Below are 16,242 nucleotides of genomic sequence, written 5' to 3'. Positions count from 1 at the left end.
CCGGCAAGGGGGTCGACGATGCCGCTGCGCCAGCCGAACCGGCCGCTCGCCGCGACCGGGGCACTGCGCCGGTGGACCCTGCTGTACGTCCTGGTGGTCGTCCTTCTCACGGTCGCCTACCTCCAGTTCCCCTCCCGCCACACCATCCTCTGGGCGCTCATCGGACTCGGCGGCGTCGTCGCCATCCTCGTCGGCGTCCGGATCCACAGGCCGTCCCGGCGCTGGCCCTGGCTCGTGCTCGCCGCCGCCAACCTCACCTTCGTCGGCGGCGACACCGCGTACAACGCTCTGGAGGCCTTCTACGGCCAGACCAGACCGTTCCCCTCCGTCGCGGACGCCCTCTACCTGGCCACGTACCCGCTGTTCGCGGTCGGCCTGTTCGGCTTCATCCGCTACCGGGCCGTCGGCCGTGACCTGGGCGTCGTCCTCGACGCGCTGATCCTCACCGCGGGCCTCGCGCTGCTCTCCTGGGTCAACCTCATCACCCCGCTGGCCAGGAGCGAGGGCATGAGCTGGACCGAGAAGGCCATCTCCATGGCGTACCCGCTCGGTGACGTGCTGATGCTGGCGATGCTGGCCCGGCTCCTCGTCCCCGGCGGCCTCAGAACCCGCTCCGTGCAGCTCCTCACCCTCGGCACCTGCGGCATCCTCGCCTCCGACGTCATCTACGGCACCCTCCAGCTCAAGGGCACCTGGCAGGTCGGCACGGCCTGGGACCTCGGCTGGGTCGTCTTCTTCACCGCCTGGGGCCTCGCCGCCCTCCACCCGTCGATGACCCGCCTCACCGAGCGTGCCCCCGAACCCGCGCCGCACGTGGCCGAGCGGCGCCTCGCCCTGCTGGCGGGTGCCTCGCTCGTCGCGCCCGTCCTGCTCCTCCTCCAGTCGCTGAGCCACGACGGGGACCGGGACATCGCCGTCATCGCGATCTTCTCGGCCCTGATGTTCGTTCTCGTCCTGGTCCGGCTCTGGGGCATGATGAACGACCACGGCAAGGCCGAGGCGCGCGAGCGCAGCCTCCGGGTCGCCGCCGCCTCCCTCGTCGCCGCCCTCAGCCCCCGCGAGGTCGGCGGAGCCGTGGAGACGGCGTCCGCGACGCTCTTCGGCCCCGGCACCGGCCACCGGGTCCTCCTCCTCACCCGCGACCGCCGGGGCGACCTCAACGCCGTGGCCACCGCGAGCCACCCCTGGAGCTGCCGTACGGGGGAACTGATCCGCCACGGGACCGACGAGCCGTCCCGGCCCACCACCGACCCGCTCCGGGTACGGCCCGACGTGTCGTCACGGGCCGCCGCCGCCCCGTCCCGGCCCTCCGCCGGCGCCTCGCCCCCGCCGCCCGGCCCGGCCTGGCACGAGGCCGTCGCCGACGGCACCCGGCTCGTCCCGGTGAACCGGCTCGACCCCGCCGTCGCGGCGGAGGTCGCCCCCGAGCCGTACGCCCTGCTCTGCCCCCTGCGGCTCCAGGCCCCGGCCGGCCCCGAACCCCTGCTCGGCGTCCTGGTCGTCGCGGGCCCCGAGAAGAAGCTCGCCGAGATCTCGGGCCCGGCCCAGTCCCTCGCCTCCCAGGCGGCCCTGGCCCTCGAACGGTTCGCGCTCAGCGAGGAGGTCAACCGCCGGACCAGCGAGGCCTACTTCCGCACCCTCGTGCACAACACCTCGGACGTCATCCTCATCGTCGACGACGACGACACCGTCCGGTACGCCAGCCCCTCCGCCGAGACCACGTTCGGCCGCTCCCTGCTCCCCGGCACCCCGCTCACCGACCTCATCGCCCCCGCCGACGTCCCCGCCGCGCTCCGCGTCCTCGCCGACGCGCGCTCCCGCTCCGCCGTCGACGCCCGCGACGACTGGAAACTCCTCCACGGCGGTTCGGCCGACCTGGAGGTCGAGGTCCGCTGCAGCAACCTGCGCGACGAGCGCACCGTCCACGGACTCGTCCTCACCCTCCGGGACGTGACCGAGCAGCGGAAACTCGAACGGGAACTGACCCACCGGGCCTTCCACGACTCCCTCACCGGGCTTCCCAACCGCGTCCTCCTCCTCGAACGGGTCGAGCGCGCCCTGCTCCGGGGCCGCCGCGAATCCACCCTGACCTGCATGCTCTTCGTCGACCTCGACGACTTCAAGGTCGTCAACGACACCATGGGCCACTCCGTCGGCGACGAACTCCTCGTCGCCGTCGCCCGCCGCCTCACCTCCGTGCTGCGGCTCACCGACACCGCCGCCCGGCTCGGCGGCGACGAGTTCGCCGTCCTCATCGAAGGCGCGCGCGAACCCCGCGACGCCGAGGCCCTGGCGGCGGAGATCGTGCACACCCTCAGCCAGCCCTTCCACCTGACCGACGGCGCGGTCTCGGTGTCGACCAGCGTCGGTATCGCGACCGTCCTCGACAGCGCCCACGCCGAGGAACTCCTCGGCCACGCCGACCTCGCCCTGTACGCGGCCAAGGCGGCCGGCAAGAAGCGATGGCGGCTCTTCCACCCGGAGTTCCACTCGCGGCTCGTCGCCCGGCACGAACTCCAGGCGGGCATGGAAACGGCCATCGCCGACCACGCGTTCGCCCTGCGCTACCAGCCGATCGTCGAGGTCAGCGGCGGCGCCCCGGCCGGTCTGGAAGCGCTGATCCGCTGGCCGCACGCCCGGCGGGGCCTGGTGCCTCCCGACCAGTTCATCGCCCTCGCGGAGGAGAGCGGCCACATCATGCCGCTGGGCGCCTGGGTCCTCGAACACGCCGCGCTCGACATCGCCCGCTGGCAGCGCGCCCGCCCCGGCAAGGCCCCCCTGTACGCCAGTGTCAACGTCTCCGCCCGCCAGTTCCGCGACCCCGGCTTCCTGGAAGGCGTACGGCGCACCCTGCGCTCCTCGGGGCTCGCGCCGGGCTCGCTCGTCCTGGAGCTCACCGAGAGCGTCCTCATGCGCAGGGACGCCCAGATCCGGACCACCATGGCCGCCCTCAAGGACCTGGGCGTCTCCATCGCCATCGACGACTTCGGCACCGGGTTCTCCTCGCTGAGCTACCTCCGCGAGTTCCCCATCGACGTCCTCAAGGTCGACAAGTCGTTCATCGACGACATCACCACCGACCCCCAGCAGGTGGCGCTCGTCGAGGGCATCGTGCGCATCGCGGACGTGCTCGGCCTCCAGGTCGTCGCCGAGGGCATCGAGCACGAGGAACAGCGGGCGCTCCTGGCCGAGATGGGCTGCCGGTACGGGCAGGGCTTCCTCTTCGCCCGGCCCATGACCGCCCACCAGGCGGAGTCGTACCTGCACCGCGCGCCCTCCGGCGCCGAACGGCTCGCCGTCCGCCCGGCCGGCGTCGGCGCCTCCGTCCGGCCCTCCGTCCGGCTGTCGGCGAGGGCGCCCGCCCGCCCGTCGACCGGAGCCTCCGCCGGTCCGTCCGGCCCCGTCCGGCGCCTCCCGCGCGCCTCCCGCTGGCGCGACCTGGAACACCTCCAGCACACCAGCCCGATGTGCGACGCGGTCATCGACGAGATCGACGGCCGCCGCATCCGGGTCGGTGACGACTGGCTCGTCGACTTCGCCTCCTGCAACTACCTGGGCCTCGACCTCGACCCGACGGTCATCGCCTCGATCGAACCGCAGGTCAGACGGTGGGGCACCCATCCCAGCTGGTCCCGGCTCATCGGCAGCCCCCGGCTCTACCCCCGGATCGAGGAGCGGCTCTCCGAACTCCTCGGCGCCCCCGACACCCTGCTGCTGCCCACCATCACCCTCATCCACCAGTCGGTGATCCCCCTCCTCGCGGGCACCGGACAGGTCTTCGTCGAGGCACAGGCGCACCGCACCGTGTACGACGGCTGCGTCTCCGCCCGGGGCCAGGGCGCCGAGATCCACCGCTTCCACGCCGAACGGCCCGAGGAGCTGGCGGCGCTGCTGCGCGGCGCCCCCGCCGACGCCGGCCGGCTCGTCTGCATGGACGGCGTCAACAGCATGACCGGAAACTTCCCCGACCTGCCCGGCCTGGCCCGGATCTGCCGGGAGAACGGCGCCCTCCTGTACGTCGACGACGCCCACGGCTTCGGCGTCATCGGCGAGCGCAGCCCCGGCGAGACCAGCCCGTACGGCACCCGCGGCAACAGCATCGTCCGCCACCTCGGCGAGACCTACGAGGACCTGGTCCTCGTCGGCGGCTTCTCCAAGGCGTACTCCTCCCTGCTGGCCTTCCTCGCCGTCCCGAAGTGGCTCAAGGACCATCTGAAGGTGGCGGCGGCCCCGTACCTCTACTCCGGGCCCTCACCGACCGCCTCGCTCGCCACCGCGCTCGCCGGACTCGACGTCAACGAGGAGCGCGGCGACGAGATCAGGGCCCGGCTGTACGCCATGACGGCCCGCCTCCTCGCCCATGTACGGGCCCTCGGGGTCGCCACCCCCAACAGGGACGGGCTGCCGATCGTCGAGATCCCCCTCGGGGACGCCGACGACCTCGACGACGTCGCCGCCTTCCTCTGGGAGCGCGGCATCTACGTCACGCTCGCCGCCTACCCGCTCGTCCCGCGCGAGCAGGTGGGCTTCCGCATCCAGATCACCGCCGCCAACACCGACGCCGAGATCGACCAGCTGTGCCAGGCCCTCACGGAACTCGCCGGGCGCTTCCGGCTCCGCCCCGCCCGCCCCGTCGCCGCGGGCCGGACGGCGGAGCCATGAGGGGCGAAGCGCCGCCCCCGGCGGACCGGACCCGGGTCCGCCGCAACCGGGACGCCGACTGGGACGCCTGGCCCGTCACCGACTACCTCGCCGAGAACTACCGGCAGCTCCACCCCTGCGACATCGGCGTCATCCGCCACCACGCGGCCGTCTACCGGCGCCACGCCCCCCACAGCCTGGCCCACACCCTCGAACTCGGCGCCGGCCCCAACCTCTACCCGCTGATGCTCGCGGGCGCCGCGAGCCGCCGCGTCGACGCCCTCGAACCCGGCGCCGCCGGTGCCGACTACCTGCGCCGCCAGCTCGACCGGGGTCCCGACGAGAGCTGGCAGCCCTTCTACGCCCTGTGCCGCTCCCTCGTCCCCGCCCTCCCGGCCACCCTCATGGAGGCGCTCCGCCCCGTACGGGTCGTGCCCGGCGCCGCCGGCGACCTGGTCCCGGACAGCTACGACCTCGCCTCGATGAACTTCGTCGCCGAGAGCGTCACCGAGGACTTCGACGAGTTCGCCGCCCTGTGCGCCGCGTTCGTCGGCGCGGTCAGGCCGGGCGGCCTGCTCCTCGCCGCCTTCATGGAACGCATGCCCAGCTACCGCATCGGCACCGGACCGGTCTGGCCCGCCTGCCCGGTCGACGAGGCCGCCCTGCGCGCCGTGTTCGCGCCCCGCACCACCCGGCTGCGGATCGCCCGGCTGGCGAAGGACCGCACACTGCCCGAGTACGGGGACACCGGCATCCTGCTCCTCACCGCCGAACGGCCGGCCTGACGACCCGACGGCGCCGGGACCCCCCCGGCGGCACCTCAGACGTGGCGCCGGATCGTGTCCGCGTACTCCGCCAGCGAGGACCCCGGCGTCCCGTCGTACAGATGCCGGTCGAAGGCCCACATCATCCCTTCGAGCCCGCAGGACGACATCTGCCGGAAGGCCGCCTCCGTCACCCCCGGGCGGTACGGGGACACCTGCGGCCCCGCGCTCTCGCCGGCCAGCCGGGTGAAGCCCGCGCTCCGGGCCACCGCCACCACCCAGCGCGCCGAGGACCAGCCGCGCACCGCCGCGTCGGCCGGCGCGGACACGTCCGTCCGCGCGTCGCCGGGCGAGCAGCCGTTGTCGGCCGGGTCGCCCGTGCCGTCCACCAGCGCCGTCGTGACGATCCGCACGGTGTCCCGGTGCTCGACCAGGGGGAGCGTCAGGAAGAAGCCGGCACCCCGCGCCACGAGCCGGACCGACGGCGAGCCGGCGAGCCGCGCGTTCACGGCCGCCCGCAGGTCCGAGGGGTAGAAACCCGCCCCCGGGACGAGGACCTTGAGCGCCCCCCGGTACCCGAGCGAGGTGTACAGGTCGAGCTGCCAGTTCACGGCCCCGGCCAGCGCCCCGGTGTACCAGTCGTACCAGCGCGCCACCTGCTCACGGGTGAACGGCTTCCCGTGGTACGTGGACTCCCCGGGCCGCCATCCCGGGTACGGGCTGCTCGCCTGGGCGTGGTTGTCGTACGCCCAGAACTCACCGGGGCCGCCGCTCCCCGACAGCGGCGAGGGATAGGCGAACTCGCCGTTCTCGTTGACGCCGATCCGGATCGCCCAGACGTGGCCGAGCCCGATGAGCCGGTCCACCGCGCGCACGTACTCGGCGACCTGATCCCGTACGGGTCGGCTGAACACGATGTTCGGGGTGCCGGTGGACCGCTCGCCGTACTGGTTCTCGAAGACCGACTCGGGGAAGGCGTCCGGCAGCCAGGGCGGCGGATGGTTGAGGCCGAGCCCCGCCTCGACCAGCAGCCCCGCCGACCGGAAGGAGTCGAGCCGGGCACGCACCTCGCGCGCGTACCCCTCGTCGTACACGCCCTGCCGCGGTTCGAGCCGGCCCCAGTCGATCTGCAGATGCGCCACCCGGATGCCGTTCCGGTACTCGGTGAGCGCCCGGTCCGGTTCGGTCTGGAGGGTGCCGTACCAGTACAGCCCCGGCGCCGGTTCCCGCCCCTGCCCCACGTGCCGCAGCAGACCGAACGCCCCCACGAGCAGGAGGAGGACCGTGAGGACCGCCAGGGCGGCCACCCCGCCCCGGCGCCCCGGCCACCTCCGCGCCGTCATGACAGCAGCTCCCGGTAGAGCGCCGCGTAGCGGGCCGCGAAGCGCTCGGGCCCGAAGTGCTCCTCGACGAGGGAGCGGCCCCGCTCCGCGAGCACGTCCCAGGACCTCGGCTGGTCGAGCAGCCAGGCCAGCTGCTGCCCGGTGCGCCGCGCGTCACCGGCCGGCGCCCGCAGCACCGCGTGGCCGAAGTCCGCGAACTGCGGGAGGTCGCTGAGGATCGCGGGCCGCCCCGAGGCGAGCGCCTGGAGGACGGTGAGCGGGATGTCCGCCTTGCCGCCGAGCACCGCCGGAGGGAACAGCAGCACATGGACCGAGGCGAGGAGCGCGTGCATGTCGTCGACGTAGCCGAGCAGCTCGAAGTCCGTGAGGCCCGAGGCCCCGGCCCGCTCCCGCAGCGCCTCGTCGAGCGCGCCGGGGTCCTGCCCCGGCCGTCCGCGCATCGCGAGGACGAGACGGAACCGGGCCCCGGCCCGCACGGCCTCCGCCGCCGCGTCGATCGCGATCTCCGCCCCGCCGTCGGGATCGTGGTGCCCGGCGAACAGGACCGTCGGGAAGCCCTCGGGGCGCGGCAGGTACGGCCAGGCGTCCAGGCCGATCATCGGCGGCACCACGCGCACGTCCCCGAAGTCCGCGGCCCGCAGCCGCCGCGCCATCGACTCCGAGAGGGCGATCGTGGTGCCCAGCGGCCGGGTGCGGGCCAGGAACCGGTTGTCCATCACCCCCGGCACCGTGTGGACCACCGGCCGCCCGCCGAGCAGCAGCGGGCGCAGCCACGAGAACGCCGGGAAGGTGCGGCCGATCGTCAGGAAGGCGTGCACCAGGTCGACCCGGCGGGCGAACACGGCCCCGAGGAGGGCCGACTGCACCCGTTCCGGCACGTGCGGCACGCCGTCGCGGGAGAGGAGGCGGACCGGCCGCCCGCGGGCCGGCGGAGCCTGCCGGCGGCGCGGCCACTGGGAGAACCAGACGAAGTCCACGTCCGGCAGGGACCCGAGGACATCGGAGGCGAGCCGCACGTCACCGCCCTCCGACCCGTCCAGCGGGCTGCTGGTCAGGAGCAGGACGCGGGGCCGGTCACCGTGGCGCATCGCCCGCCTCCGTGACCGGCGGCCCCGGCACGGGCGCCGCCGTCGGACCGGGCGCCGGAAGCAGCGGCCCCGTCACGGCGGAGCCCGGCACGGCGACTGCCGTCAGGCTCGGTCCCGGCAGCGGCGCGGGCAGCCGGTACAGGGCGAGCGTGCCGTACGTGGGCCCGTGGAACACGAACACCGGCCGCAGGCCGTCCGTCAGCCCGTGGACCTCCGCGACCGAGGAACGCCCGTAGCCCTGCTCGATGACCCGCCAGGGCACGATCAGGTACCCGGCGCCGTTCGCGGCCCGCTCTCCCGGAGTCACCCAGTGGCCGAGCCGGTAGGTGTCCTCCAGCGCCCAGGTGGTCACGCCCCGGGTCCGCTGGCCGTCCACGGTCACGATGCCGCTGCCCGCCGGGACGTGGGTGAGCACATACGCCCGGAGCCGGGCGAAGCCGTCGTCGGGAGTCCACCGGTCACGGGCGTACACCGCGGCCGGGGCGGCGAGCAGGGCGACGAGCGCGCCGCACGCCACCAGGCGCAGTCCGCGCCGGTGGCGGGACGGCACCGGCAGGGTGACGGCGAGCGCCACCAGGTTCGGCACGAACAGCAGATAGAGCGCCTGCTCCTCCAGGGTGCCGATGGCGAGGGCGTACCCGAGGGTGAGGATCGCCGAGATGTGGAAGAGCGTGAGCAGCCGGTACATCGGCTCCCGGTGGCGCAGGAGCAGCACGAGGGCCACCGGGGTGAGCGCGAGCAGCACGTAGGTGCTCGCGTAGCCGGGGAGTTCGGCGACGAGCCGGCCCGAGAGGGAGGGTGTGCCCGCGGCGTTGAAGCCGGTCTCCTGCACGATCCCGATGAGCCGACGCACACCGGAGGTCTTCGCCTCCCAGAAGGCGTCCATGTGCCCGAATCCGGCCACCAGAGCCACGTACCCGGCGTACATGAGGACCGCCACCGAGGCGGCCAGGGCGACCAGTCGGCGGGGTGGACCCCAGCCGAGCGCGAGGGCGGCGAGCAGCGGCAGCACGGTGATCAGCACCGCGTGGTCCTTCGTCAGGATCGCGAGCCCGAAGAACAGTCCGGCGAGCAGGGCGCGTGCCCGGGGCCGTGCGGTCGGACCGGACCGGGCGAGTCCCAGCAGGACGAGCATGCCCGCGAGGACCCACATCATCGTCGCCGTCTCCAGCAGCACCCGGTTGTTCTGGCGGATGCAGAACTGGTCCAGGGCGAACACCAGGCCCGCGAGCACGCCCGCGCCGCGCGACCGGACGCGCGCCACGAGGAAGACCAGCAGGGCGGCGGTGCCCCCGGCCAGGAGGGCGTTGAGCACCCGGGAGGAGTGCACGCCCGCGATGACGTCCGCGTGTTGCCCGACCACCTTCGTCCAGCCGGCCTCCAGATAGAAGTAGCCCGGCGGGTGGAGGAAGAACAGGCCCTCGTCGTCCCCGGGGAAGCCGCCCGCGGCGGCACTGTCCCCGAGCCGGCGGTAGATCGGCTCGTCGACGAACAGGTCCCCGGCGCGGCTGATCTCCAGCAGGCGCAGGACCGTGGTGAGCACCGCGGCCAGCGCCGCGTAGACGTACGTGGGGAGGGGGCCGCGCCGTATCCGCCGACGCGGACGCGGTGACGTCTCCGACGCCGCCGCCTCGGTCCCGGCGGCCACGGGGGCGGTGCGTTCGACGGTCATGACACGCCTCCGGCGGTGTGGAGCCCGAGACCGGGGGCCCGCGCGCGGCGCGGATCGGTGGCCCACGGACCGTCCTCGGGCAGCAGGTACACCTCGGGCGCGCGCGGGACGCGGCCCCCGGGGAACAGGGCGTCCGCCTGCGTCCGGTAACCGCGGATCAGCTCCGCCTTGCGGTCGAGGCCCCGCTCCCAGGAATGGGCCACGAGCCGGTGCCTGCCGGTGAACCCCGGGTCGGGGGCCGCGTGCTGGTCGTACGGGAAGTCGCTGTAGTACACGACCCGGCGCCCGCACCGCTCGGCGGCGGTGCGCACCAGGACGTGGTCGGCGTGCCCGCCCACGCCCAGCGGCGCGAGGACGAGCCCGCCGGTGGAGCCGGGCAGCAGGGCGTCGACGGTCGCCCCGACCGCGCGCAGGGTCTCGTCGTCGTAGCGGGAGACCCGGCCCCGGGCGAGGTGCAGCCGGTACGTCGGGTACACGTGCGCCAGTTCGGGCAGCAGCCGGGAGAGGCGTTCCGTGCCCGGCCGGGGCCGCGGCAGCCGCCGGAAGAGACCGTCGACCAGGCCGACGTGACGCCAGTGGACGTCGAGCCGCTCCAGGACCCGCCGGTCCTCCGTCCGCCGCTCGGCGAAGAGGCTCTCGGCGTCCTCGGCGCCGGTCTGCTTGAGGTACTGGCGGGCGGAGAGGGTGTACGGCGGTGGCGCGGCCCGGGTGAAGAGCGTGGCGACGGTCACCGGCGCCCGCCGCCCCGCCCAGCCGAGCAGCCCGCCGCAGGACAGCACGGCGTCGTCCAGGTGCGGGGAGAGCACCAGGACCGGGACGCCCGATCCGACGACGGTCCGTACGAACCCGGTCAGCGGGTCGTCTGCCATGACGCACCCCTCTTCCTCGGTCGGCGGGGGCCGGCCGGAGTGTCCAGAAGCCGGTGGGCCAGGGCCAGGTAGCGGCCCGTCATCTCGTCCCAGGTGTAGTGCCGGGCGGCGAGCCCGGAGCGGCGGCCGAGCCGGCGGCGGAGTGCCGCGTCGGTGGCCAGCTCGCCCATCCGCTCCGCGAGCGCCGCCACGTCGAAGGGCGGCACGGCCACGTCGCCGCCGTCGCGCATCCAGCGCAGCGCGGGCAGGTCGAAGTGGAGCACAGGCTTCCCGTACGACATGCCTTCGAGGGCCACCAGGCCGAAGGTCTCGTGCCGGGACGGCATCACCAGGAAGGCGCTGTCGCGCAGGAGCTGCCGCTTGCGCTCCTCCTCGGCGTACCCCACCCAGTGGATCCGCGGCTCGGGCCCGTGGCCGTGGGCGTCGACGAGCGCGGCCAGCCGTCGTTCCTCGGCGGCGGTGCCGCGGCCCGCGATGAGCAGGTCCAGCGGCGGCGCGGCGCGCTCATAGGCGTCGAGCAGCAGGTCCAGGCCCTTGGTCCAGGTGTCGATCCGGCCCAGGAACAGGATGAACTGCCCGGATCCGAGGCCGGTCTCGTCGAGCGCGCGCGGCTCCACGCCGTTGGCGATGACCTGGACGTCGGCGCGGGGACTGAGCCGGCGGACCACCGCGCCGTCGGCCGTGTTCATCACCACGATGTGCCGGTAGCAGCGCAGTCCCAGCCGCTCGACCAGGAAGAACGGGATGTGGTAGCGGCGCCACAGGGCCTCCGCGCTGCGGCCCTGGTCGATGCCGATGACGGGGGCGCCCGTGGTCAGCGGCAGGAAGCTGGTCGAGAACGGGGGAGTGAAACTCTCCAGCCACAGGTCGTGCGGGATGCGGCGGGCCACGAACGGCAGCATCGCGAGGAACAGCAGCTGTCCGGCGCGCGGTCCGGCGCGGCCCACCGGCAGCCGGACGTACCGGACGCCGTCGCGCTCCTCGGAGCCGCCGCTCCGGCCCGCCGTCACGACGGTCACCCGGTAGTCCTCGGCGAGCCGCCGGGCCACCTTGCCGACCACCAGGGCGCCGCCGCCCCGGTAGGCGGGGTTCTCCGCGTCGTCGTAGCTGGACACCACCACGTGCCGCCGGGCGGGCCTCCCGGACTCCTCGTGGGGCAGCTCCCGCTCCCGTACCTCTTCGAGGATCCGGTCGAGGGCCGTCGCCGCCACCAGGGACGGGGGCCGCTCGCCGTCGATCCGTGTGATCCGTGAGAGCCGCCGCGACCAGCCCCGGTACCGCGTCCACCAGGCCGTCGGGGGCCCGGCGACCTCTTCCCAGCCCCGGCCACGGAGGGTGTCAGGGCCGGTCTGTACGAGCAGGGTCAGCCGGTAGCGGCGGGCGATCCGGAGGTAGACGGACGCCGCCCGCGAACCCTCGGGCAGGTCGAACTTCACCAGGCCGTCCAGCGGACCCCGGTCCGTGACGACCACCGCCCGCCGGCCGTGCGCACGCGCGCGCGTGCGGGCGACCAGCCCGGCGGCGGCGATCCGGGCGGCGAGTTCGCCGGCGTCCACGAACGCGTGGACACGGCGCAGCCGGGATCCCCGGCGCTCGGGATCCCCGGCGCGCCGTGCCCACTCGCCCCCACCCGGTTCCCCCGGCTCTCCCAGCCGGGGCGGAACCGGGAGACCGCGGCACAGGAAGCAGCCGTAGCAGTGGGTGGTGACCACGGTGAGACCGCGTTCGCCGAGCAGCGGCCTCAGCCGGGCGACCAGCGAGGACTTGCCCGAGCCGTCGGGTCCGGAGACGGCGACGAGCAGGGGACGCCGCGACCTGCCTCCGGCACTCCTGGGCCTCCCGGCACCCGTGGTGGGCCTCTCGGCACCCGTGGTGGTCATGGCACCCGCCTCCGCAGTCTCTTCGTCACCACGAGCGGCACCCGGAGGGAGGCCTCACGGGTCGCGGCCCGCAGCCGTCCCTCGCCCAGGAGGTGGCCGCTGTGCTCGGCGCCCACCCGCAGGGAGGTCCGCACGGGCAGCGGCAGGGGGAGAGGGACGGGTTCGCCCCGGTCCAGGCGCGCCATCGCCTCCACGGCGGTGGCGAGGGCCTCGTGGCCGCCCGTGCTCCAGCCCTCGCGCGCGGCCTCACGGTGTGCCTCGGCCAGGACGTCGGGGCGCAGGAGGGCCCGCAGGGCGAGGAGTTCGGACAGGTCGAGGGTGAGGTTCTGGAAGAGCGCGTGAGCGAGCCAGATCCGCAGCCGGTCGGAGGGACACGGCGTCAGCCAGGCGTAGCCGTTCCCGCTCCCGTCGCCGTTCGTGTGCCCGGCGCCTTCGGCGTGGCCGCCGTTCGCGTCCTCGGGCCGTCGCGCTCGGGCGAACAGCTGCTCGGTCGGCAGGATCTGCACCCCGAACCACGAGACCGAGCCGTGCAGATGCGCGGCCGGACCCGTCGGGGGTTCCAGGAGCACCTTGCTCGTCCGCTCCAGCCAGTACGTCGTCCGGTGCGCGTACCAGCCGTCCAGGGCGGCCTGCGCCGCGCCCAGCCGCCCCGGCGGCACCACCAGGTCGAAGTTGCCGTACACGTAGTCCCCGGCCAGATCCGCCTTGATGAGGACGGTCGGGACGCCGGCCGCCCGCAGCAGTCGCGTGGACTCGACGAGATTGCGCCGGAACAGGCCCGTCGCGCGCTCGACCTCGGTGAGCGTGGCCCCCAGCTGTCGGGGGTACGCGCGGGCCAGCCGGCCCTCCACCTGGTTGAGCCGGGCCGCGGCCAGCGCTCCGAGCAGCTCCTCGTCACCGGCGGGCCGGACCCGGCCGCGCCACACGGCGTCGACGAGGAGCGGCACGGAACGCTCGTCGTGGGCCGCGGCCCGGGCCCCCGGTGTCCCGGACGGCGTCGGCGGCGGCTCCGCCAGGGGCTTCGCGCCTCCGCCCGGAGGGACTGTGTCGTCGCCGTTCACGTCGGACTCCTTTCCTTCGCCGCCCTCGGGGTCGGGCCCGGGAGCGGCCGGGCCGCGCCGCCGGCCGAAGAAGCGCCACAGCGCGACCCCCGTGACCGCCAGCGCGGCGGCGAACCAGACGAGGGTGTACGGGCGGAGCAGCGCGAGGCCCCCGGCGAGGGCGAGGAGCGGCAGCACGACCCGCCCGAACGGCCGCTCCGCCACCCCGAACCCGTGCAGCCGGCCGTGCCGCACGGCGAGCAGGACCAGGGCCCCGACGGTTCCGCACAGCCCGCCGACCGCCATGCCGAGCACCCCGGCGACGGTCCAGCCGCAGGCCAGGCCCGTCACGTACAGGGCGAGTCCGGCGAGCAGCGTCCGCAGGCAGGCGTAGTCGTTGACCGCCTGCGCGAAGGTCACGAGCAGGGCGAGCGCGCCGAGGGCGAGCCCGGACGTCGCGGTGCAGGCCATCAGGGTGGAGATCATCGTGTAGCCGGCGGGGAAGACCCTGGTGATCAGATCCCCGGGCACGGTCGCGGCCACCACGGTCAGTGGCAGTGCCACCGTCAGGTACATCCGCAGCGCGCTCGCCGTCAGCGGATCGCCCGCCCGGCGCCGGGACAGCGCGGGCAGGAAGGCGATCGAGACGGCGCTGGCCAGGAAGAGCGGCACCCGTCCCAGCATCACCGCCGCCTGGTAACTGGCCGCCGCCGAGCGGTCGGTGGGCAGTATCGCGACGAGCACGATGTCCACGGACGCGAGCAGTGCCACCACGCCCTGGAGCGAGGCGACACCCGCCGCACGGCGCCACAGGTCGCGGTCGGCGGTCAGGGTCCGCCAGGGGCGGCGGGGCACGCCGTGGAAGCGGCGCGGCCGGAAGAGGACGTACGGCAGGACGGCGATCCCGAAGGCCGCGAGGGCGCCCGTCTCGCCGAATCCGAGCGCGGTGACGAAGAACAGCCCGACGGCGAACTTGAGACCGGCCTCCACCGCGGTGAGGACCGCCAGCGTCCGCAGCCGTTCGGTGCCCTGGAGCCAGCCGGCGGTGATCCGGGTGACATAGACGGCGAGGGTGCTGCCCGCGATCACCAGCGTCGTCGCCGCGCTCGCGAAGCCCGCGGCGACACTGCCCACCACGATCGCGGCGCCGGCGCCGCCCGCGACGGCGGTGACGAGGGCGAACCGCACCGCGTCGCCGCGCTCGGCGTCCGAGCGGGCCCGTGCGAGGGCCTGCGCCAGCATCCAGGGCACGGTGACCACGGCCACGGCCGAGGCGCACACGACGAGCCCCTGGCCGGCCGCGAAGGTGGCGTACTCGCCGACGTCGAGGAGCCGGGTGAGGACCAGGGTGTACCCGTAGTTGAGGGCGCCGACCAGGACCACCGCGCTCGCGATCCAGCGCGCGCCGTGGACGGCCGTGACCTCGTCCGGGTGGGCGGTGCGCGGCTCGGCGGCGAGGCGCTCGGCGGCGGCGGTCATGACGGCCGCCCGCCCGAGGGTCCGGGCCCGGAACCCCCGTCGGAGCCGGCCGCGCCGAGCAGTACGTCATGGCCGTTGGCCAGGGTGATGCGGGCGTTCGCGACGGCGGCCTCCGCCACGTCGAGGCGGCTCAGCGCGTTCAACGCCCTTACCTCGTCGCAGCCGTGGAGCAGCAGTCGGAAGGCGTCGCCGTCCCGGTGCCAGGCATCGGTCTCGCGCAGCGAGCTCCGCACCGCCCGTTCGGTGGCGTCGGGGTCCGGGGAGGTGAAGCGGGTGACGACGGACAGGTCGCTCGCGCAGCGGCGGGAGCGCCGGTGGCGGTGGATGCGCTGGAGGTCCTCCAGGACGACCTGGGCGAGCCGTTCGGCGCTGGCGTCCCAGGAGAAGGCCGCCGCCCAGGCACGGCAGCGGGCCGCCGTGAGGTCTCGTGCCTCCGGCGTCGCCAGGGCGTCGAACGCCTCGGCGATCCCGGCCGCCAGGTCCGCGTCGGGTGCGAGGAGCCACCCGTTGACCCCCGGCCGGATCGCGTCCCGCAGCCCCGGCACGTCGAAGGCGAGCGCGGGGGTGCCGACGGCGTTCGCCTCGATGACGGCGAGTCCCCAGCCCTCGGCGACCGAGGGCACGACCGTCAGCCACGCCCGGTGGAACAGCTCCTGCTTGCGCTCCTCGGAGACGTGTCCGTGGAAGACGACGGCCGACCCGACGCCGAGCCCGGCGGCGAGCTTCCGCAGCGACTCGCCCTCCGGCCCGTCCCCGCAGAGGTCGACGCGCAGCTCCGGTATCCGCCGCAGCAGCTCGGGCACGGCCCGGAGGACCAGGTCGACGCGCTTCTGCGGCACCAGCCGGCTGACCACGGTCAGCGCCGGGGTCGCGGAGCGCCGTCCGGCGGGGGCCGTGAGGGAGGGGTCGGGGCGCCCGTTGGGCACGATGTGGATCGGGTTGCCGAAGCCGAGTTCGCGCCGGGTGCCCTCACGGGTGGACGGTGACACGACGACCACCGGGCGCCCCCGGTAGACCCGCCGGCTGACCTGCTTCTCCAGGACCCGCCCCACCGTGTTCATCGGCCAACGGAACCGGGTGTCGAACTGGTGCTGGTGGACGTGGTGGATGACGCAGATGTCGGCGGTCCACCGGGGGGTGAACAGGGGCGAGAAGAACGGGATCCCGTTCTGGAAGTCGACCACGGCGTCGTACGCGTGACGGTTCCGCAGCAGGTGCGCCGCGGCGGCCCCGTACACGCCGAACGTCCCGCCGGCGCGGACGACGCGGATCCCGTCGCGGTACTCCCGGGCACGCGAGCCGGGGTACCGCGACGAGACGAGGGTGACGTGGGCTCCGGCCGACGCGAACCGCCGGGCGATCTCCCAGCAGTACGCCTCGGCTCCGCCCGCGTCGGGGTGGGCCGGGTCGCGCCAGTTGAGGAAGGCGAGGTCGGTACGGGCGAGCCGGTCGAGTGCGGTCACGGT

At 74.6% G+C, this 16,242-nt stretch carries 9 protein-coding genes; 2 read left to right on the top strand and 7 right to left on the bottom strand.

All coding sequences use genetic code 11. The annotated features are described in order from the left end of the window. The first annotated feature begins 18 nt into the window (after window positions 1–18). Together V4Y03_RS02230 and V4Y03_RS02225 are read left to right on the top strand one after the other, a co-directional pair. The gene (locus V4Y03_RS02230) at window positions 19–4,662 is read left to right on the top strand and encodes an aminotransferase class I/II-fold pyridoxal phosphate-dependent enzyme (protein WP_332433805.1); all 4,644 of its coding nucleotides are present in this window, start codon (window positions 19–21) and stop codon (window positions 4,660–4,662) included. Then, window positions 4,659–5,426 carry a class I SAM-dependent methyltransferase gene (locus V4Y03_RS02225; protein WP_332433804.1) on the top strand — a complete coding sequence of 256 codons (768 nt, stop codon included), beginning with the start codon at window positions 4,659–4,661 and terminating at the stop codon, window positions 5,424–5,426. Before V4Y03_RS02230 ends, V4Y03_RS02225 begins: the two co-directional genes overlap by 4 nt. 35 nt (window positions 5,427–5,461) lie before the next feature. Here the strand turns inward: V4Y03_RS02225 and V4Y03_RS02220 are convergent, their stop codons facing one another. Genes V4Y03_RS02220 through V4Y03_RS02190 form a run of 7 tightly spaced genes read right to left on the bottom strand, consistent with a single transcriptional unit; the run spans window position 5,462 to window position 16,239 of the window. Beyond that, window positions 5,462–6,748 (bottom strand): hypothetical protein, encoded by a 1,287-nt coding sequence (locus V4Y03_RS02220; RefSeq protein ID WP_332433803.1) that lies wholly within the window; start codon window positions 6,746–6,748, stop codon window positions 5,462–5,464. Beyond that, on the bottom strand, window positions 6,745–7,836 hold the full coding sequence (locus tag V4Y03_RS02215; RefSeq protein ID WP_332433802.1) for a glycosyltransferase family 4 protein: 1,092 nt from the start codon (window positions 7,834–7,836) through the stop codon (window positions 6,745–6,747). The genes V4Y03_RS02220 and V4Y03_RS02215 overlap by 4 nt, the downstream gene beginning before the upstream one ends. Then, entirely contained in the window at window positions 7,823–9,508 is a 1,686-nt protein-coding gene (locus V4Y03_RS02210; RefSeq protein ID WP_332433801.1) for a phospholipid carrier-dependent glycosyltransferase, read from the bottom strand. Before V4Y03_RS02210 ends, V4Y03_RS02215 begins: the two co-directional genes overlap by 14 nt. Further along, window positions 9,505–10,377 (bottom strand): PIG-L deacetylase family protein, encoded by an 873-nt coding sequence (locus tag V4Y03_RS02205; RefSeq protein ID WP_332433800.1) that lies wholly within the window; start codon window positions 10,375–10,377, stop codon window positions 9,505–9,507. Before V4Y03_RS02205 ends, V4Y03_RS02210 begins: the two co-directional genes overlap by 4 nt. Next, entirely contained in the window at window positions 10,359–12,257 is a 1,899-nt protein-coding gene (locus V4Y03_RS02200) for a glycosyltransferase family 4 protein (RefSeq protein ID WP_332433799.1), read from the bottom strand. The genes V4Y03_RS02205 and V4Y03_RS02200 overlap by 19 nt, the downstream gene beginning before the upstream one ends. Continuing rightward, window positions 12,254–14,776, bottom strand: a complete 2,523-nt coding sequence (locus V4Y03_RS02195) for a lipopolysaccharide biosynthesis protein (RefSeq protein ID WP_332433798.1) — start codon at window positions 14,774–14,776, stop codon at window positions 12,254–12,256. The genes V4Y03_RS02200 and V4Y03_RS02195 overlap by 4 nt, the downstream gene beginning before the upstream one ends. Then, on the bottom strand, window positions 14,773–16,239 hold the full coding sequence (locus V4Y03_RS02190; RefSeq protein ID WP_332433797.1) for a glycosyltransferase family 4 protein: 1,467 nt from the start codon (window positions 16,237–16,239) through the stop codon (window positions 14,773–14,775). The genes V4Y03_RS02195 and V4Y03_RS02190 overlap by 4 nt, the downstream gene beginning before the upstream one ends. Window positions 16,240–16,242 lie beyond the last annotated feature (3 nt).

It is taken from the genome of Streptomyces sp. P9-A4 (assembly GCF_036634195.1).
Lineage (GTDB): Bacteria > Actinomycetota > Actinomycetes > Streptomycetales > Streptomycetaceae > Streptomyces.
This window is presented reverse-complemented; position numbering and strand designations above follow the sequence as displayed.